Annotated in this window: 19 protein-coding genes and 2 pseudogenes; 3 read left to right on the forward strand and 18 right to left on the reverse strand. The window is 45.3% G+C overall.

All coding sequences use genetic code 11. The features are described 5' to 3' along the window. Positions 1–75 precede the first annotated feature (75 nt). The 13 genes and pseudogenes from FND36_00515 to FND36_00575 form a co-directional block, all read right to left on the reverse strand. Positions 76–579, reverse strand: coding sequence for an antirestriction protein ArdA (locus FND36_00515; GenBank protein ID QDW72646.1), 504 nt, complete (start codon positions 577–579; stop codon positions 76–78). Between the two features lie 17 nt (positions 580–596). Next, positions 597–1,094, reverse strand: a complete 498-nt coding sequence (locus FND36_00520; protein ID QDW72647.1) for an antirestriction protein ArdA — start codon at positions 1,092–1,094, stop codon at positions 597–599. Further along, positions 1,069–1,305, reverse strand: coding sequence for a hypothetical protein (locus FND36_00525; GenBank protein ID QDW72648.1), 237 nt, complete (start codon positions 1,303–1,305; stop codon positions 1,069–1,071). Before FND36_00525 ends, FND36_00520 begins: the two co-directional genes overlap by 26 nt. 98 nt (positions 1,306–1,403) lie before the next feature. Beyond that, positions 1,404–1,841, reverse strand: coding sequence for a hypothetical protein (locus FND36_00530; protein ID QDW75497.1), 438 nt, complete (start codon positions 1,839–1,841; stop codon positions 1,404–1,406). Between the two features lie 211 nt (positions 1,842–2,052). Beyond that, positions 2,053–2,274 carry a hypothetical protein gene (locus tag FND36_00535; protein QDW72649.1) on the reverse strand — a complete coding sequence of 74 codons (222 nt, stop codon included), beginning with the start codon at positions 2,272–2,274 and terminating at the stop codon, positions 2,053–2,055. Continuing rightward, positions 2,271–2,411: a DUF3789 domain-containing protein gene (locus FND36_00540; GenBank protein QDW72650.1), complete on the reverse strand. Its 141-nt coding sequence runs from the start codon at positions 2,409–2,411 to the stop codon at positions 2,271–2,273. Before FND36_00540 ends, FND36_00535 begins: the two co-directional genes overlap by 4 nt. A gap of 15 nt (positions 2,412–2,426) precedes the next feature. Beyond that, entirely contained in the window at positions 2,427–3,617 is a 1,191-nt protein-coding gene (locus FND36_00545) for an XRE family transcriptional regulator (GenBank protein ID QDW75498.1), read from the reverse strand. An 85-nt stretch (positions 3,618–3,702) separates the two neighbouring features. Further along, positions 3,703–3,848, reverse strand: a pseudogene (locus FND36_00550) (conjugal transfer protein). Then, positions 3,818–5,212 carry an ATP-binding protein gene (locus FND36_00555; protein ID QDW72651.1) on the reverse strand — a complete coding sequence of 465 codons (1,395 nt, stop codon included), beginning with the start codon at positions 5,210–5,212 and terminating at the stop codon, positions 3,818–3,820. The pseudogene FND36_00550 and the gene FND36_00555 overlap by 31 nt, the downstream one beginning before the upstream one ends. Positions 5,213–5,274: 62 nt before the next feature. After that, complete coding sequence (locus tag FND36_00560; protein QDW72652.1) at positions 5,275–5,880, reverse strand: VanZ family protein; 606 nt, start codon at positions 5,878–5,880, stop codon at positions 5,275–5,277. Between the two features lie 113 nt (positions 5,881–5,993). Further along, entirely contained in the window at positions 5,994–6,380 is a 387-nt protein-coding gene (locus tag FND36_00565) for a DUF961 domain-containing protein (GenBank protein QDW72653.1), read from the reverse strand. 16 nt (positions 6,381–6,396) lie between these two features. After that, complete coding sequence (locus tag FND36_00570; protein QDW72654.1) at positions 6,397–6,723, reverse strand: DUF961 domain-containing protein; 327 nt, start codon at positions 6,721–6,723, stop codon at positions 6,397–6,399. A gap of 188 nt (positions 6,724–6,911) precedes the next feature. Beyond that, positions 6,912–9,956 (reverse strand): SrtB-anchored collagen-binding adhesin, encoded by a 3,045-nt coding sequence (locus FND36_00575; GenBank protein ID QDW72655.1) that lies wholly within the window; start codon positions 9,954–9,956, stop codon positions 6,912–6,914. A 443-nt stretch (positions 9,957–10,399) separates the two neighbouring features. Here FND36_00575 and FND36_00580 point away from each other — a divergent pair, with 443 nt between their 5' ends. Continuing rightward, positions 10,400–13,270 (forward strand): hypothetical protein, encoded by a 2,871-nt coding sequence (locus tag FND36_00580; protein QDW75499.1) that lies wholly within the window; start codon positions 10,400–10,402, stop codon positions 13,268–13,270. A 110-nt stretch (positions 13,271–13,380) separates the two neighbouring features. Next, positions 13,381–15,292 (forward strand): annotated as a pseudogene (glgB, locus tag FND36_00585) (1,4-alpha-glucan branching protein GlgB). Between the two features lie 225 nt (positions 15,293–15,517). On the opposite strand, the gene FND36_00590 reads toward glgB, so the two are convergent. The 5 genes from FND36_00590 to trmB all read right to left on the reverse strand — a co-directional run bounded on the left by FND36_00590 (position 15,518) and on the right by trmB (position 19,507). Then, the gene (locus FND36_00590) at positions 15,518–16,765 is read right to left on the reverse strand and encodes an IS256 family transposase (protein QDW72656.1); all 1,248 of its coding nucleotides are present in this window, start codon (positions 16,763–16,765) and stop codon (positions 15,518–15,520) included. A gap of 100 nt (positions 16,766–16,865) precedes the next feature. Then, positions 16,866–18,098, reverse strand: a complete 1,233-nt coding sequence (locus tag FND36_00595; GenBank protein ID QDW72657.1) for a DUF1002 domain-containing protein — start codon at positions 18,096–18,098, stop codon at positions 16,866–16,868. A 129-nt stretch (positions 18,099–18,227) separates the two neighbouring features. Then, a complete protein-coding gene (locus FND36_00600; GenBank protein QDW72658.1) occupies positions 18,228–18,551 on the reverse strand; it encodes a thioredoxin in 324 nt (107 codons plus the stop codon). A gap of 40 nt (positions 18,552–18,591) precedes the next feature. Further along, positions 18,592–18,789, reverse strand: coding sequence for a hypothetical protein (locus FND36_00605; protein QDW72659.1), 198 nt, complete (start codon positions 18,787–18,789; stop codon positions 18,592–18,594). Positions 18,790–18,817: 28 nt separating this feature from the next. Next, positions 18,818–19,507 (reverse strand): tRNA (guanosine(46)-N7)-methyltransferase TrmB, encoded by a 690-nt coding sequence (trmB, locus tag FND36_00610; protein ID QDW72660.1) that lies wholly within the window; start codon positions 19,505–19,507, stop codon positions 18,818–18,820. A 248-nt stretch (positions 19,508–19,755) separates the two neighbouring features. Between trmB and FND36_00615 the strand changes: the two genes are divergently transcribed. Next, positions 19,756–20,067 (forward strand): hypothetical protein, encoded by a 312-nt coding sequence (locus FND36_00615; protein QDW72661.1) that lies wholly within the window; start codon positions 19,756–19,758, stop codon positions 20,065–20,067. The last annotated feature ends 1 nt before the right edge of the window (position 20,068 follow it).

Consider the following 20,068-nt stretch of genomic DNA (forward strand, 5'->3'; position numbering starts at 1 on the left):
GACAGCCATTTTTCAGACTGTCCTTGATAGAAAAAGCTGACAGTAGCGACTTAATCTGTCGCTGATCTGCCAGCTCTAATATGGTATCTCGCATATTCCTCGGCTTGTTTCAATGAATGTCCCCTCTATGGATAAGTCCCTGCCGTATGCTTCATAGTCGATATAGTTCTGCAACGGTAGCGGTATCTCGCCCAGCACTTGTAACTCGTCAATGAAGTAATAGGCAATGTCGGTCATGTCCTCACAGTCTGGATAGAAATAAATGTCGTCCTTGTGTTCGTAGACTTCTTCCAGACTTCCATAGTGGGAAACAAACTCGTCCAGAGCGTCCGTGATATAGTCGGGAAGCTCACAAATCATGTCGTACATCTCGTTGAGTTCTTCAATGGAGATATACTCCCCGATTTCAATAGGGAAGTTGTCGGTATCGTGGACAGCGTATTCCTCATAATAGCTGTTCAGCCCGATACGCTCCGCAACATCTTCCTCGTCGATAGGGAAAGAGAACCAGTCCCCGACAAGTTCACCCTCGTTGTACTTGCCAAGATTAGCGATATACACCCTCATGTCGTCCACCACAGGCACACACCTCTTTTCTATGGAAGCTCATAGATACCGTGGTCGGTTTCCACAAAGCGTCCGTTGTCGTCAAGGTACTGCCCGTAGGCTTCATAATCGAAATAACGGATAACATTCTCACTTAGGGAAGTAAAGTCTGGGTCATTGTTCAGAATGTGGCGGGCAACGTCCGTCATGTTCTTACACCATGAATAGTGGATAATATCGTTTCTGTATCGGTGCAGTTCGTCAAGGTCGGTGAAATAGCACATCAGCTCCCCGTAGTCCTCTTTCAAGTCAGAGGGTAGGCTTTCATAGGTATGGTACAGGTCGTCGAGTTTTTCAATGGTGGTATCTTCCTGCACTTCATCAGCAAAGGGAAGCTCCTTGCCCGTGATAGAGTAATAGTCCGTATCTACATCAATCCCCAGCAGTTCTTCCACCTGTTCTGTGTCGATAGGCAGGGTGAACCAAAAGGCTCTGATTTCTCCGTCTGTTGGTTCTCTTGCTTCAATCTGCACACGCATTTCTTCCATGTTTCATCACGTCCTTTCTTTGTAACGCTTCCTGTATGACGGTATAAGGCACACCGAATACATAGCGTGAAAAATCTTCTAACTGTTTCTTAGGGTAGTCAGACAGGCAAAGGCGTTTCATCTCAAACCAGACCGCACGCTTGTAGTAGGGCAGGTCGGAGAGATACGGACAGCCGATTTTTGCCTGCATATCGGTAAAAATATCTTTCAATCAATCACTCCAATCTGAAATTTGAGTATAGAAAAAAGCGGTTGATCTCCAAAGGAGTAACCGCTTTGTGTCGGGATATGAAATTGTTAAATTAGGATTTATACCCTCGTTTTTTTCTTACTTTTTGCAATATAGATAATTGTGCTGATTAGAGTTAGTAAGATGAGAATATGTAGTATTGTATGATAAACATCTGGTATGTATTTTCCCTCAATCCTTATCCATTGAAGTGTTCCTGAAAAGTATTCTATTTTTCCTTCTATACTGCCCATAATGCCACTATTAAAAATACTATACCATTCATGACATAAAAATTGAATTATAAACCATAAAGAAGTCCAAACAGCAACAAACCACTTTCCAATTTGAACTTTCACAATAAACAATATGACTGTAACAAGATAAATCAGAAAAAATACTCCATCCTCTTTATATGACTGCGTAACTAAACTCTTGTTCCCGAAGGAAACTCCTATCATATCAAGGAAAAACCACATCAAAAGTAACATCTGAAATATAATACAAGTATTTTTCATCTTATTTGCTTTTTCCAAATTACCACCTTCAAAATTCCAATTTGTTGATTTCTATACTCACATTATATCAGTTGAAATTCAACCATTCAATGAAATTCATAGCGTGACTATCTTTTATCTGAATACCATTCCGTCACCCCCTTTCATTCCCCCTATGCCCGAACTCCCATAGGGGGATAGGTAAGTTTGCTTGACCGCAAACTGCTGATTGTTACGCTCCAATGATACGGTTGAACAGCTCTAACAGCACGTCCTTGACACCGCCTGCATTGAATACCAGCCCGACAGCGATTAAGGCAATCACAAGGAAGCCGATTAACTTAGAAAACTCTCTCTTAAATCCTAAGTAGATACCGATTACCACGATTGCCATTAACACAAGGCTCTGTGCGTTGCTTAAAAACCAGTTGTACAAATTCTGTCCGAAATTCATTCTTTATCAATCCTTTCTTTCTTGATTTCTTCCATTTCCTCATCAGCCATTTTACTGACCTGTGCGATACACATAAGGACGACACCGATACCCATTCCCAGCGATACCAGCACCAAGTCCTTGACAAGTTCTGCCATAATCTCAATTCTCCTTTATTCTGTAATAAGCTCCTCTGTGTTCGCTGTCTGCTGTTTGATTATCTGCAAGTGCTTTTCCGTCAGCTTTGCGTTGTCCTCAATCTCTTTCAGATAGCTTGTGCTGTTGCCAGCGTCTATCTTTTTCAGCATTTTCAGCGTAGGGGCGACCTGTCGGCTTATCCAGCCCAGCGTCCTTTCCAATGTGTAAGGCTCTGGGTCTGTCGTCAGCTTGACAGGCGGTCGGTCTTTTCCGATAAACCACGCCCAGCGGTCATTGAGCTTCCAGTCTGTCTTTCGCTTCTCCGGTTCTCTGTCCACGAAGCGGATATAGTGATTGATGATAGAAAATGCCGTCTGTTCTGCGTCATAATGGGTCAGCAGTTCACGAACGGCATAATAGGCTCTTTCATCTTTCAATCGTATCTCGAAGCGGTTCTTTATCGGTGCTTCCTCAATCGGTATTCCCAGCTTTGCGTACTGTTCGTAGTTTTTCTCATAACAGCAGAAGTACACCTCGCTTTTCAGAGAGCCGATATACAGCGTGTGTCCCATGCCCGCCTTGTCCTGCTCGTTGTGCTTCACCAGCTCGCCAGAAGCATAGGACTTGAAAGAGCGGAACAGGGAAACACATTCCTCACGGTTGCATTTGGCGGTCAGATCTGGAATATCCAGTATGCCCGCCCTGTCGTTAATCGCAAGGTCAAGGCGTTTCATCACACCGCCCTCAATGAGTGCGTCTATGAGGAAGTCATACCAGCTACGCCCCTGTGCCAGCAGATAGCTTTCAAACTGGCGACAGCCTTTTCCTTTCAGTTCCAGAAGCGTGCCTTTTTCCTCGTCCTGCGAGGTGTAGACGAACACATCACCCAGATAGTAATGCTCTGTATATTTGTAGTGTCCGTAGTCCTCATGGAGCATATAGTCAACATTGAGCTTCAATATATCTTTGATAACGTGCTGTATATCCAGCGTGGGGAAACGGATACGCACATAGTCGAACAGCAGGAACATGGGAGCGTCGGGATTGAATTTCTCGACCGCTTCCATGAGCTTGTCCTGCATATCGTCCGTGAGCGTTACCTTTCCCGCTTCGATACGGTTCAAATGTTCACGGCTGATACCAGCCATGATTGCAAGCCTTGTCTGGGACACGCCATAAGATTGACGTTTCTCTTTCAAGGCGGTTATAAAGGTGCTTTCATTCAGCCTGCATACCCCCAATCGTGTATTTTTAGAAATCTGTGATATTTTCCGCCGATTGTCACAGTCAGCCATGAGTGAGCGAAAACCCTTATGCCAAGCGGGATTTCCAGAGTTTTTGACCGTAGTTTCCAGCGGAATTGTGCCCCTCTGTTAGATACCGAGGGGCTTCTTTCGCTGGCGTGGCTGACGCCACACCAGCAAGGCTAGTCCGTTCCGTCGCCTTTCGCTTCGCACGTCGCCGTCCCGTCCTGCCTTGTGAGGACGAGTGAGCCGATAGTCTGTAAAAAATCATGCCCCTTTGGTACAAGGGGAGTGTAAAACTCTGATATGACGCTCGTACCCACGTCACAATAGCCACGCCCTTTGATACGCTTCTGGAAGAACTGCTTCTTTACGTCGCTTCCGAAAAGCATACCGTAGCCCAGCTCACTGATACGTCCCAAGCCCACACGAAAGTTGAAGTTATCTCTGATACCGTCTGAAAAATACTTTGCGTCGGGACGCTGGCAGGCGACAATGAGGAAATAGCCCGCCTGTCTGCCAAGCATGACGATTTTCTTTAGCTGGCTAAGTAGGCTCATGCTTTCCTTTGTCCCCAGCATTTCCAAGAACGCCACATACTCGTCAAAGATAAGGAAGCAGGGCGGTAAGCCCAGATAGGCATAATTCTCGCCCGTCTTATAGTCTGGGTGGTGCTTCATTTCCTCGCTTCGCTGTACCATGCCCTCATAGAACGCATTGACGCACTCTATCATATCTTCTTTGGTATGGTACACGTTATCCATGACCGTACCCAAGTCCGCAAGGTCGGCGTTCTTTGGGTCTAAGATGTAAAGCTGGGCGTTGGTCTGCAAGAGGGCTTCAATGATTGTCAGCAGGAAATAGGTCTTTCCACCGCCAGTCCCACCACAGATAAGAGCGTGAGGGAGTGCGTCGTATTCCCATGTGAGGTTCTTCATCAGACGCAAACCCCCGTTTTCAGCCTTTACTTCGTCAATCGTGATACGGTTCGCTATCATGTCATAGAGCAGGGTGTATTCGATATAGCCGTCATGGAGCGTCTTGTCGGTCAGCTCACAGTAAAGCCCGCTTTCCAGCTTATCTTCCAATCTAAGGAGTTTATCTTGATACTTTCCCAAAGAGATTTCACAGCGGATATGGAGCAAGCCCGTTTCCATTTGATAATAGATTTTAGGAAACCAGATGATTTTTTCCCTTGATCTGCTCTGCAGGTCAGTGAAAAAACCGCTGTCCTGTACGGTCTGGGCTTCATACCACTTGTTATCCAGTATCATGCGAGAGAGCTTTTGACGGTGTAATAGCTTCTTGAAGCTGTCATAGCGAAAGTGGTAATAAAGGAAAGCGACCAATGCACAAACACCAGTCGCTATCCCTACGGTTATGAAGTTGTATATAGAAAGCGTCACGCCATTATCAAGCAGGCTGAAATGCTCCCAATCGGTACGCATAAGCTGTCCCAAGTTCAGTAGCAGAAGAACCGCCACGAACAGGAGCAGGAGCGTACCCCCACAGAAACGGTACACAAGGTACTTGTCGCTGGCTCTGATACGATGTCCTTTATATTTCAAAATGTTCATATATACCTCTTTTCTGAATATAAGAAAAGCAGTCAATCATATAGATTAACTGCTTCTAAAACTTAAAAAAACCATGTCCAATTATATAACAGGAAATTACAGATACAGGCTAAAGATAAATAAATAACAGGCTCACATTTTCCCAATGAAGTAGTGCGTTGTTCTTCTTTCTTATTGAAAAAATATTTTCCTATCATTTTCCATACTACATAGCCTAAAATTGCACCTAATGTATTCATCATTAAATCATCAATATCCACTAACCTGTTAGTTGGTAACTGTGCAAATTCAATAAAGATAGAAAATGAAAAACCTGTTAAAGCTACTTTCAAAGGATTTCTAAAGTTCTTCCAAATATAAGGAAGTAAGAAACCTAAAGGCATAAGCATGATTACGTTCATACAATATGTGAACATACCCTCTGATTGAAAAGGTATCAAACTAATATTAGCCTGTTGAAAAGTAGCTATCAACCCACCTTTTGAAATCATATCCCATATAGAGCCTATTCCAGTAACAGAAATAACAAGCCATATATAAATCATCATAATATATGTCCATACATAATGTGTAGATGTAGACTTTTTCTTACCTAGTAACATGACTGTTTGATATACCATTACTGGGGCTACGGTTAAAATAATTGGAATAATTAACATTAAAAGCATTTCCCCCACTCCTTTCTTGCATTGTCAAGCTAAGTGTACCACATATATTTGAAAGAATTTCTAAAAAACATGAAATTCTTTCTTAAATTTTCCTAAGAAGCAGGGGAATAAAATTATTTCTTCGCCTGTCCCTGCGGAGCATGGTTCTGTGGATTGCCTGCGGGCTGACCGCCTTTATTTTTCAGTACAATGTCGTCTGCCTTGATGTACCATTCCACGTCTGCCCCTCGGTAGTTGGCGTTTGCCACCGTATCGGCAACAGGATTGATAAGCTCCACCTCGGCATTGTACGGGTAGTCCTTGACAGGGATTTCCGCTGGGATAGATACCTGTATCGTGCGTTCCTGCTGACTGCACTTCAAATCATAGGTTCTACGCTTGATTTCCTCGCTGGTCGTCCCGTCCTCATTCTCCACTCGCACTTCATGTCTAAGTGCAGAGAATTTCAGCACTCCAAACGTCTTTTCCTTATCTAACACAATTCCATTCGCTAATCTCATAATCTGTTATCCCCCTTTACTTACTTTCCTCGACTGGAAGCATATCATCAGCCGTTAAGATATAGTTTGTGTAGCCACGACCTCGCACGTTCTTTCCCTCGGCGGTAATCTTAGGATTGACGAGCTTGACTTTCTGCTCATACTTGAAACGCTTCTCCCCAGTCTTTGCGGGAAGCACCACGATAATGTCGTCGGCTCTCTGAATGTCGGAATACAGGTTATAACTTCTCGTTACGGGGACAAAGCGACCATTGACACGCTGTTGCTCCACGTCATTTTCTCCTGCAAACTCCAAGTTACCAAAAGTCTGTGCCATGTTAGGCACGATATATTTCAATTTCATGTGTTCATACCTCATTTCTTTCTGTGATTAATATGTGGGGAGCTACACTCCCCACGCCCCTAGTGGACTGTTCTTTTCCGTCAATCCGCAAGCAGATTAACAGAAAAGGAACAGTTTAAATTTTCATTTCCTGTTATAAGTACATACGGCGGGGAACGTGATTTCTTCATCATAAGCAGACCATTCGATTATGAACGTCTACGCTTGAAGAAATATGTTCCTGCCACGCCTGCACCAGAGAGAACAAGAAGCCCTAAGAATAAGGCAATGTTTGTATTATCGCCTGTCTTTGGAGCGTCTGTTGTCTTGTTCGGTGTATCTGGTGTGGTCGGCTGTTCCGGTTCTGTTGGTTCTTCCGGTGTTTCTGGTACTTCTGTGATTGTCACCGTCTGCCCGTCGTCCTCAATGTCCTTATGCTCTGTAACCTTAGTCGGTTCATCTGGATTGCTCAAATCGTATAATTCCTCAAAGGTCACAAGTTCTTTCCCGCCAAGCTCGGAAGCGTCGAATGTAAAGGCAATCTGGACTTCCATGCTTTCACTGTCGGCAGTAAAGGTATAGTCATTCTCGACACGTTCACCATTGATGATAAGTTCTGCATTTTCGTCCTTAATCATCTGCCAGCCTTTGAGCTGATACTTTGTGCCGATTTCCAAGCCGTCAAGAGTAACGGTATCAATGATTGTCACGTCTTTTCCAGCTTCAATCTCTTTCTTTCCGTCCTCGCTGGTCGCTGTGGTATGGATAGAGATGATACGCTCTGTGATAAGCACAGTCTGTCCCTCGTCGTCAATGTCCTTGTGTTCAGCCACCTTTACAGGCTCGTCCTCATTGGAAAGGTCGTAAAGTTCCTCAAAAGTTACAAGGTTCTTGCCACCTAAATCAGACGCATTGAATGTATAGGAAATTTCCACTTTCATTTCTTCATCATCAGCAGTAAAGGTGTAGCTGTTCTCTACACGCTGACCGTCAATAAGAAGCTCGGCATTTTCCTCTTTCAACATCTGCCAGCCTTTCAACTGATACTTTGTGCCTTTTTCCAGCCCATCAAGCGTAACCGTGTCAACGATTGTTACCTTTTTACCTGCCACGATAGATTTCTCGCCGTCCTTGCCTGTGGCTGTGGTATGGATAGAGATTTCTTTCTCGTATTCATCAGTAAGCGTCCCTAAGTCAACGGTCACATTGTTTCTGGACACCACGATTTCAAAAGGTGGGATAAGCTCAAAGCCCTTGTTGCTCTCACAGCGTAATTCCTCAATGATATAGGTATCGTAAATCAAAGCACCTTTGCTGTCGTCTGGCTCGCTTGTTCCAAACCAGATACCGTCCTCGCTGGTCTTTCCTGCGTTGGTGTTGTTCTTATGGGAAGCCCAGTCGGAAGAAGTGGAGAACTGCCCGTTATCATCAGTTACGATAATGTGGCTCTCACCTGTGGTCTTGCTTGTGATCCTAAACGGAACTCCCGCAAGACGTTGGTGTGTGCCAGCACCAATCTTGACACCCTCTAGGTCGCCACGCTTCACTTGATTGTAGATTGATGTGTCTGTCCCTGTAAGGTCAACGATTTTTCCGTCCTCTGTGATTTCAAATTCAATCGGTTCTGCACCGTCCGTCAGATAGCCCTCTGGAGCTTTGCTTTCCTCGATACGGTATTTTCCGTAAGGTAACAGGTCGGCAGAAGTAGAAGCCACGCCCTCAATGTCGGTAAGGATTGTCTTTACCACTTCATTCTTGCTGTAAAGTTTCCCCTCGACAAGTACAGCGTTGTCATTCAGAGAAATGATTTCAAATTCAGCGTCTTTCAAAGTCGCACTTCCTTGACCTTTGGTATCGCTGGTTTCTAAATCTCTTTTCTGGATTTTTACACCGCCACGGATAACCTTGTCTGATACATGGTACTGATTGCTTCCAGACAGTACGGCAATGTCGCCGTCCTCGGTAATCTGTGTAAGGTACATTCCTTTAATCTGTTCCTCGCTTCCGTCAGTCTGCATATATGCACCGTCAAGAAGATAGCCGTTAGGTGCTTTCGTTTCCTCAACGGTCAGCGTTCCTAAAGGAAGCACGTTCTTTCCGCCCTGTGTATAGAAGCTGTCCCCAGATACCTTGTATTCATCAGAAAGGCGGGAAACATAATGGATAGTGCCGTCGCTGTCCTTTTCAGCGATTGTCTTTGTCACCCATGTTTTTGTAGGCTCACTAGGGAGATTGTCAGCGGTATAGTGTCCCGCATAGAATTTCCATGTGAACTCCGCACCCTCTAAGGAAGCGTCGCCCTGTGGAGCGTCTTTCTGTGTTTCCATGTCAATCTTGAAAAGCTCGATAAGGGTGTCTGTGACCTTTGGCGTATCTGATACATTGAGTGTCGCTGTCTTGCCAGCTTCCACATTTAAGGAATAGACAGTGTTGTCCACCTTATAACCAGCAGGAGCAGAAAGCTCTTTGATGTAGACTGTTCCAGCCTTTACTTCCACGGTATCAGTATTTCCGCTGTTATCAGTCGTAAGGGTGGCAAGCTGTTTCGTACAGTCCTTATCAGAATAGACACCATATGTCGCACCAGCGATAGAGTAAAGCCCGTTTCCGTCGGTAATGCTGGCATTACTGGAAGTCTTTTTAAGGGTGGCATTTCCTACGGCAAGTTTCGCCCAGAACTGTCCAATGTCCTGTCCCTCGCCAGAGTAGATATAACCGCCACATTCATAGCGTCCCTTGTTCTCGCTGGCAAAGGCTTTCGCCCCAGCGTAAACTTCGTCCTGTACGGCTTTTGAGATTTCATCATAGGAAGCTCTGACGTTATCGCATTGCCAGCCAAGATGAACGCTCAATCTCTGCCATACGACGCACTGTTTCAAAAGATAGATATGCTGACTGCTCAATCCGCTGTGGCTCTGCACATACTGATTAACATACTCGATTGAGAGGGCAACATCTGAAATCTGGTCGTAGCTCATGCGTGTGCTTGCGTCGGCTCTGGTCTTATAACCGTTGCGGAAGTTGGTGTTAATATCCACGCAGAAAGCGTCCTCGCCCTCAACGGTCATGTGTCCCTCATTGAATGTCGAACCGATAGAACCGTCATTCATTACTTTTTCAACGATACCGACACGCTCTGCACTTTCTGTCCAATATTGCTTCTCGGAAGCGTGGACTGCCGTTGTCGGCAAAGCGGTAACGATAGTCGCAAAGGCAAGGAAGCCTGTGGCTAATCGCTTCAATATCTTTTTCATAGCTTTTAAAATTCTCCTTTCGTTTGGATATAGAAAAAGCCGTCCATTTCTGAACGGCTGGTAATAGAAAAGGAACGTCAATATCGGCGTTCCATAATCTACTTGCGATATTCAATTTTAATCTTTTCAATACTGATGTGCTGTACCATATCTTTGCATATCTGGGATTTCTAACGTATCAAGGCTCATTCAATGGTAGTAAAATCGTAGTAATTTGAAGTATTTCAATCCTTGAATGTGCTGATAAGTACAGTGTTTTAGCGGACAATCAGATTTTTAGTTGTTTTTATTGGAAAAAGTTACATTATTACCCGTATATTTTGACAACAGCTATTCCATTATGATACACTGATATCAGTGAAATTATAGGAATTTTGTCTATAAAGAATATTTTTGAGGTGAGAGACTTGGATAAATATGAATATCGGGTAAAAACAGAGCAGATGCTCGGACACATGGAGAAAAAGCAATACAAAAAAGCGATGGAGATTGCGGATACCATAGATTGGAGACGGGTAAAAAGCACTTCTATGCTGAATACAGTCAGCGAGATTTACGAATTGTGCGGAGAATTCCAGAAAAGCAGAGATGTTTTGTTTATGGCATTTGACCGTGCTCCGGGAAGCAGAAAGATTATTTACCGGCTGGGGCTTCTCGCGTTGAAGATCAATGATATTGAGGAAGCGTCGGATTGTTATGAGGAATTTGTAAAGGCGGCGCCGAAAGATCCCAATCAGTATATTTTGAAATATAAGATTTTGAAAGCCCAAAAAGCGCCATTAACAGAACAGATCGCAGCGCTGGAAGACTTCAAAAAGGCGGAGTATGTCGAAAAATGGGCCTATGAGTTAGCTAATCTGTATCATGAAGCCGGAATGACAGCGAAGTGTCTGGAAGAATGTGACGACCTGATTCTCTGGTTTAGTGAAGGAAAGTATGTCTATCAGGCGATGGAATTGAAAATGAAATATAAGCCTCTTACTCCGCTTCAGCAGGAAAAGTATGACAGCAGACCGGGAGCGCCTAAGATTCGGAAGCCGTTAAAGAGGACCGCGCCGGAAGAAAACGCGTTCCGAAGAGGTGAGACACAGAATTATGTAAGGGCAGAAGAGGTTAAAAGCGAGGAAGAGAAGTCAGCAGATGAGACTGCGCAAGAGACAGCGGCAGCGGGGGAGAGTGTTTCTGCTGAAACATCAGAAGATTTTGAAGCTGCAAAGGAGACCTTGGAAGAAACCGCATTGAGTATGGAAGAAGGGAAAGAAGAACCCGCGGAGGACGTCAGTGAAGGCGCGGAAAAAGCTGTACAGACAGAAGAAAAACAAGCGCCGATCAAGCGAATGGTGAAGGGAGCAACACTAGAAGAAGCGCTTGCCAATGGCGTTGCTATTGCAAATAGTATCAATATTGAAGAAAAAGCAATGGCAGAAAAAGATGAAGAGCTTCGTATCGGCGGACAGATGAAAATTGAGGAGATTCTGCAAGAATGGGAAGAAAAGCAGAAGGCTAACGCAGAAGCTATTGAAAAGCAGAAACAAAAAGATGACGAAAGGTTAAGAAAAGAGAGAGAAGAAGCGAAAAAGCGCCAGGAAGCAGAACGTTTGGAAGTAGAGAGGAAGGCAGCGGAGGCGGAAGCAGCCCGGAAGGCGGCGGAAGAAGAAGCGGCTCGGAAAGCGGCGGAAGAAGAAGCGGCTCGGAAAGCGGCGGAAGAAGAAGCGGCCCGGAAGGCGGCGGAAGAAGAAGCAGCCCGGAAGGCGGCGGAAGAAGAAGCGGCGATAAGGAAGGCAGCGGAAGCGGATGCAGCCCGGAAGGCGGCGGAAGAAGAAGCGGCCAATAAGGTGCCGGACGGAAAAACACAGCGTCTGCCAGACGATATCATGGAATTGGTGGATCAGCTGGAAAGCCGTGTGGCGCGGGCCGAGGAAGATGATCCGGAGGATGATTCCTTTGATATAGAAGAAGAGCTGGAATTAGCAACCGCTGAGGATGAATTTGAAGACGAGGAATCTGACTACGAAGTGGCTGATCTCGACAGCGAGGGTGATTTTGCGGAATCCGATTACGAGGACTACGAAGAAGCCGACTACGAGGAGGAAGAATTCGAGGACGAGGACTACGAAGAGGCTGATTACGAGGAGGAAGAATTCGAGGACGAGGACTACGAAGAGGCCGACTACGAGGAGGAAGAATTCGAGGACGAGGACTACGAAGAGGCTGACTACGAGGAGGAAGAATTCGAGGACGAGGACTACGAAGAGGCCGACTACGAGGAGGAAGAATTCGAGGACGAGGATTATGGCGATGAAGACGACTTTGAAGAAGCCGACTTGGAAGACGAAGATTTTGAAGAAGCCGATTTTGATAAAGATGACTTCTTTGATGACGATTTTGAGGTAAAAGAAACGCCGGAAGAGCCGCTTGAGATTGAGGAACCCTCAGAAGAAGAGATCCAGCGCAGGATCAAGAAATCAAAAGGCGGCGGAGTTCCATTTGACACAGGTTTTGTCGTTACTGGGCGCTATGACTTGAGCGCTACCAGCGAGATTGGACTTAAAGCCGGATTAACAGAGGAGCAGAAGAAGCTGTTCTCCTATTTTGTCCCAGTCAGAGGAATGAGCGAGCAGATCGTCGAAGTGCTGGATAATGACCGGCGAGCCAGAAGAGAAGGGACCTCTAAGACGGGAAATCTGTTGGTAGTGGGAAGAAAAGGCTCCGGAAAGACCGTTCTTGCGGTAGATATTGTGAAAGCGATCCAAAAACAGCGAAACCTGAGACAGGGAAAAGTTGCGATTGTTACAGGTGAATCTTTGAATAAGAAAGAATTGACGAATATTATCCAGAAGCTGAAAGGCGGAGCGATCATTATTGAGAAAGCCGGGAAGCTGAATTCTAGAACGATCAAAGAGCTGAACCACTTAATGGAGAGAAAGACAGGAGAAATGCTGTTTGTTCTGGAAGACCAGAGGAAACCGCTGGAGAGAATCCTGACCGCGAATCCGGACTTTAAGAAAAAGTTTACTTCAAAACTGGAACTTCCGGTATTTATTAATGATGAGCTGGTAACATTCGGCCAGACCTACGCGAAAGAAAATGGTTACAAGCTGGATGAGATGGGAATCCTGGCATTGTACAGCAGGATTGATGTTATGCAGAGAGAAGACCACGCGGTTTCTGTCGCTGAGGTAAAAGAGATTATGGATGAAGCGATCGCCCATTCCCAGAAAGCAAATGTAAAACATCTTGCAAGAAGGGTATTTGGAAAGAGTACAGATGCTTCAGACAGAATCATACTAAAAGAAGAAGATTTCAAAATTTAATAAGGTGATGACGGGGTTTTGGCAGATAAGATTTGCCAAAACCCTTTCTTTTTGCGACGCTGTAAAGTATAATAAGTGTAAATTATCATGGAACATAAGAGGGTGAAAATATGTCAAAGAGAAGGAAACGACCCTATGAAATCGGAGAACTTGACCAGTACCTTTTTGGACAAGGGAATCATTATGAGATTTATAAAAAGCTGGGATCTCATATTGTTTCCGATGGGAAAAAAAACGGGAGTATATTTTGCTGTCTGGGCGCCGCACGCAAAGGCGGTTTCTGTAGTGGGAGACTTTAACGAGTGGAACATGGAAGTCAATCCTATGGAGAGAGAGGAGCCGCTGGGGATTTATACATGTTTTATTCCGGGAGTAAGGGAGAACACTCTGTATAAATACTGCATCGAGACTTATACGGGAGACTATATATTTAAAGCGGATCCTTTTGCAAATTATGCGGAGTTAAGACCCGGAACGGCTTCCAAAGTCACAGATATCGAGCATTTAAAATGGTCGGATATACAGTGGATGGAGCAGAGGAAATCCTGGGATCATACGAGAGAACCGATGTCTATCTACGAAGTGCACATCGGTTCCTGGAAACGCCATCCAGGCCGTGAGGACGAAGGGTTTTACAACTATCGGGAATTCGCGAAAGAAATCGCGAAATACGTAAAAGATATGGGGTATACCCATATTGAGATCATCGGAGTTGCGGAACATCCTTTTGATGGTTCCTGGGGATATCAGGTGACGGGATATTACGCGCCGACCTCCAGGTATGGGACGCCGGAAGATTTCGCGTGGATGATCAATTACCTGCACCGGAATAAGATCGGAGTGATCCTGGATTGGGTTCCAGCTCATTTCCCAAGAGATGCGCATGGTCTTGCGGATTTTGACGGGACCCCGACCTATGAATACGCGGATCCGAGAAAGGGCGAGCATCCGGATTGGGGAACAAAAATCTTCGATTATGGGAAAAATGAGGTGAGAAATTTCCTAATCTCCAATGCGCTGTTCTGGATTGAGCATTTCCATGTGGATGGACTTCGGGTAGACGCGGTCGCGTCAATGCTCTATCTGGATTATGGAAAGCAGGACGGACAGTGGGTTGCCAATAAGTATGGCGAAAATAAAAATTTGGAGGCGATCGACTTCTTCAAACACCTGAACTCCGTTGTCCTTGGAAGGAATCCGGGAGCATTGATGATCGCGGAGGAATCCACTGCCTGGCCGAAAGTGACTGGGAATGTGGAAGATGATGGTTTAGGCTTCAGCCTGAAATGGAATATGGGCTGGATGCATGATTTTACAGAATACATGAAGCTGGATCCCTATTTCCGGAAAGATAATCATAATCTGATGACATTTGCAATGAGCTATGCCTACAGTGAAAATTATGTTTTGGTTTTGTCACATGATGAAGTAGTGCATCTGAAATGCTCCATGTTAAATAAGATGCCGGGACTTGGATTTGATAAATACGCTAATCTGAAAGTGGGTTACGCTTTTATGATGGGACATGCGGGGAAAAAGCTTCTGTTTATGGGACAAGAATTTGCCCAGCTTAGAGAATGGAGCGAAGAGAGAGAACTTGACTGGTATCTTCTTGCGGAGAAGGAGCATCAGGCTATCCAAAATTGGGTAAGAGATCTGCTGCATATCTATAAACGGCACAAAGCGATGTATGAAATGGATCAGTCCTGGGAGGGATTTGAGTGGATCAACGCGGATGACGGATACCGCAGTATATTCAGCTTTATGCGCCACTCTAAAGGCGGGAAGAGGAATCTTCTCTTTGTATGCAACTTTACTCCGGTGGAGCGGCCGGATTACAGGGTAGGCGTTCCAAGAAGAAAACAGTATAAGCTGATCTTAAACAGCGATGAGGAAAAGTATGGCGGGAATGGAGAGAAGCGGCCGCTGATCTATAAGGCGGAGAAAAAGGAATGTGACGGAAGGCCATACTCCTTTGGGTATAAGCTGCCTCCGTATGGAGTAGCGGTGTTTGAGTTTTAAAATAGTGTCTATCAATAAGACGAACGGGAAAGGCGGCCAATTGGCCGCCTTTCCGAGACCGTTTCAAGTTTTGTGTAAACTAAAAAAACTGATATAAGATATGTTATTAGTTACTTTGGGCAGAGCCGATTTTTTGAGGTCCTGCCCCTGCTTGTATTATAATGCAGTTTCCAGACATGTCAAGCAGAGCTGGCTTGGCCAGCCCTGCTTGACCACAGAAACGGCTTATAATCCAGATAATCGTTCTTCAAAAAATATCTCCAGCTGCGAATGGATCTGTCCCCAATCCTGTCGGTGGCCTGTCCATTTTTTCGTGATATCCATCATGGCCAAATACAGCATTTTTAAAAGGCTCTCATCGGAAGGAAACACTGTCTTGGATTTTGTGACTTTCCGGAGCTGGCGATTAAATCCCTCAATTGCATTGGTAGTATAGATCAGACAGCGGACCGCTTCCGGGTACTTAAAATAAGTCGAAAGATTCACCCAGTTATCTTTCCAGGATTTCGCTATTTTCGGGTATTTTCCGCTCCATTTGTCATCAAAGCTGTCCAGCTCTGCTAATGCGATTTCTTCTGTTGGAGCCGCATATACACGTTTCAGATCAGCCATCAGGGGCTTGAGTTCCTTATAGGAAACGAACTTCGTTGTATTCCGAATCTGATGAATGATGCATTGCTGGATTTCTGTCTGGGGAAATACCGCCTCAATTGCCTGAGGAAATCCTGTCAGCCCATCCACACATGCAATCAGGATATCTTCTACCCCGCGGTTCCTTAGCCCGTTCAAAATGGAAAGCCAGAATTTCGCGCTTTCGTTTTGGCCCACATACATGCCAAGCACGTCTTTATGTCCTTCCATGTCAATCCCAATGGCGATATAAACCGCACGTTTTACAATCCGGCCTTCATTGCGCACATGGTAATGGATGGCGTCCATGAAAACCACGGCATAAATCTCTTCCAATGGCCTTTCCTGCCATTCTTTCACAATGGGAAGGATCTTATCAGTGATTCGGCTGATGGTGCTGTCAGAGATTTCGATGTCGTATAGTTCACGCATATGGCTTTCAATATCATTCGTGGTCATTCCTTTGGCATACATAGAGATGATCTTTTCCTCCATGTCCTGAGTGACAGTATTCTGGTATTTCTTGACAATCTGCGGTTCAAACTCGCCTTTCCTGTCCCTGGGGATGTCGATTTCCATGTCTCCATAGCTGGTATGCATTGTTTTCTGAGAATGTCCATTTCTGGAATTATCCGTTTCCTTGTTACGATAATCATACTTAGAATAACCTAAGTCCTCGTCCATCTCCTGGTCCAGAACACCTTCCAGAATGATGGACATCATGTCCCGCATGATAGAGTTAACATCTGTCCCATCTTTGACTTTAACATTGTTTTCTTTCATGTAGTTGCCCATCATTTCTCGAAGGGCTGCTTTTTGTGGGGTATCCTTTTTCCTTGCCATAAAATAAACCTCCAAACTGGTAAGTCTATCTTACATCAGTTTGAAGGTTTACACAAACTTTGGGATACTCCCGCCTTTCCCGTTTCATCTCATAACTCATTTACTCATTCACTGTTCCATCGGTATTTTCTTCTGTGCCGCTGTCCTCAGTCTGTGAGGAATCAGAAGCGCTTCCGCCATCTTCAGAGCTTTCTTCTGAAGAGGAGCCGCTATCGCTGGAGCCGTCATCCAGAGTGTTCTCTTCTGCGGAAGCGTCATCGCTGCTTTCGCTGTCCGGCGAGGTTGCTTCATCGCCGGTATCGGATGTTTCGCTATTTTCTTCTGTGGATGTTTCTTCAGAGTCATCCCCGCCAAATAATCCTTGGAAGAAGTTGACGACTTTATCCCACCAGCTTTCGCCTTCAGCGCTTTCCGCGGCATCCTTTACGGAATCCAGCGTGCTGTCGATCACAGCGTTGTCACCAAGGATTTCATCGTTGGTATCGTTAATGATGCCGCCGTCGCTATCGCCGCCGGTAAAGAAATTAGTGATAGAATTCCACAGATTCGCGAAGAAACCATCGTCCTTTCCGGCCAGGTTATCCAGTGTATCTTTTAAAGCATTTACGTCATAATCAAACTGAGAAATTGTCTGCATAAGAGAGACAATCTGGGCCATCTGTTCATCCGTGAGAGTAATACTTAAGCTGTCGGCCGCTTCCTGTACGGAGTCCTGGATTTCGCCTTCTTCCGTCAGGCCATTTTCGATTACGTCCTGCTTGACATCGTTCATCAGATCAGCAGCTTCTTTCTGCCCAACAGAGTCTGCCAGGTCGCCGGTGGTAACGAGCTCTTCTACAGCAGCTTCCTTCTGCTCTTCGCTTAATTCTTCTCCGCTGGCGGTTTCATAAGCCATCATGATCCCCGTTAAGGCTCCGGTTCCGGAGACTTCGATAGGAGAAGCGGCCACGACGTTACAATTCTCCATGCCGGATGTAAGAAGAGTGCTGGCGATCATGGAGCTGGTGACAAAGGTAAGATTGGCAACTTTTACCTGGATACCGCCGCTGTCTGTAGGTTCTACATAGGAACAGCTGTAGGTCCGGGTCCCAATCTGAGATTCTGTGGCGATGCCTTCCATATATTCCCGTTCGTCCGCGTTAGTAACTTCAATAGTCTCTACCTGATCAGCCGAAGTTCCAAAGTATTCATACATGGAATTCTTCTGGTCTTCCGAGAGATTAGCGCCCAGAGTCACTACTTTGGCGCTGTCCGCCTTGGCAGCCATAGGGATGCTGACACAGGTAAGAGCCATTATCAATATAAATGGTACTACTTTTCTAAATTTTTTCATAAGACTGGTGGAACACCATTCCTCCTTTATTGTTTATTCCTTATTTTGGACTGAAAGGTACGAACCTTCCGGCCCAAAGGTACGTACCTACTATATCATAAGTAATAATTTTTGCAAAGGAAAAACGACTTAACAATTTGTGAAGATTTCTTGTAGCCGCTGTTCAAAGACGGATTCACTGAGTATCCCTTTCATGGTCTTGATGACTTTTCCGTTTTTAAACAGCACAAAAGTGGGGACGATATCCGCCCCATACTTGGCGGCGAGAAGGGGGGACTCATCAATTTCCACCTCATAGAATTTGATGCGGCCCTGGTTTCGGGCCGCCACATCCTCAGCCACCGGTTTCATCATCGCGCACTTTCCGCACCAGAGGGCATAGAACATGACAACGGATGGATAGGGGGTGCGCGCTATTTCCATTTCAAAGTTTTGCGTTGTTAAATGCAGCATTTTTATTCAACCTCTCCTGTCTCAGAGAAGGGAATTCCTGTCAATGCCGGCAGTCCCGCTGGTGATGGGATTCCGTGTGATGATGGGAGCCTGCCTGGTGATGGCAGTCTGGATTTAGTATCATATAGACTTCTCTCATAGAATTCCTGACACAGGAAAACTTACGGGCAAACTTCCTTTTTCGATATGCGATTCCACACAATTTATATTTCCAGGATTTTCCGCATTTTCTGCTCATAGCAGCCTCCGGGACAAATGATTCACTATTAATATATGCAGCGGGCGGGATCAGATTGTCTCCGAGCGGTCAATTTGCAGATAGGATGATCCATGGAAGAGAATTTTTCTTCGTATTCTGTCATAATATTCCCTTTGGACAGGACAGGATCTTGATGAAGGTCGAAGGTACAGTCCGCCAGATTCCAGACGGAGGAAGTCTGGATCTGTTCCAGTGAGAATTCAAAAAGCTCCCGGTTATCCGTTTTGAACCCGATCTGTCCGCCGCTGGCGAGGATTCTATCATATCTTTTCAGGTATTCTGCTGAAGTCAGGCGGCGTCTGGCATGGCGCGCCTTGGGCCAGGGATCGGAAAAGTTCAGATAGATCCGTTCCACTTCGCCTGGGCCGAAGACTTCTGTAATGTCAGCCGCATCCATACAGATAAAGCGAAGATTAGAAGGCGCGCCGCTTTTAGAGGCGCGCAGCGCCGCCAGTTTTTCTACCGGCCGGAGAAGGACGCTGGAGTATCGTTCAATACCAATATAATTAACAGAAGGATTCCTTGCGGCCAAAGTGAGGAGAAACTGGCCCTTCCCCATCCCAATCTCGATATGGAGAGGATTGGGCTCCTGGAAGATATCCTGCCGGAAACGGCCCTGGAAACGGGCAGGATCCTTGATCACATCTTCTGAATTTTCTAACACGCTTTCTGCGCGGGGGATATTTCGAAGTCTCATAAAAACGGCTCCTTTCATACGGGGATTTTGTGCCTCTTAGTTTAGCGGCTGGAAAGGAAAAAGTCAAATCAAACGCCGAAAAGACAAGGATTTGGAAACCATGTCTTTTTTGGTTATTTTTTATGTAAAGTTTTTGCTAATAATTCTGTTTTTGGGGAAATTTACTCTGGAAATTTAAAAAAATAAGTGTATTATGTATTATAACATGAGAAAATGTGCTTTTACCAGAGCGGAAACGGAGGCGTCATATGGAGTCTGTTATTGAAAAACTGGCTGAGATCGAGAAGACTGCGGAAGCGATCGTGGAGAAGGCCCAAGAGCAGAAATCCGAGATCGAGAAAGAGATACAGGCCAAGAGGGATGAATTCGATCGAAAACTGGAAGAGGATACCCAGAAGAAATTAAGTGAAATCCGTGCCGAAGGAGAGCGGAAGGTGAATACTCTGCTGGAAGAGGAACGGGAAAAGAATTCTTATATGATAGAGAATCTGAAGAAGGAATTTCAGGAAAGCCATAAGGCTTACGCTCAGGCAATCCTGAAACAGGTATTAGAGGTGTAAA

The organism is Lachnospiraceae bacterium KGMB03038 (assembly GCA_007361935.1).
In the GTDB taxonomy this organism is placed as follows: Bacteria; Bacillota; Clostridia; order Lachnospirales; family Lachnospiraceae; genus Massilistercora.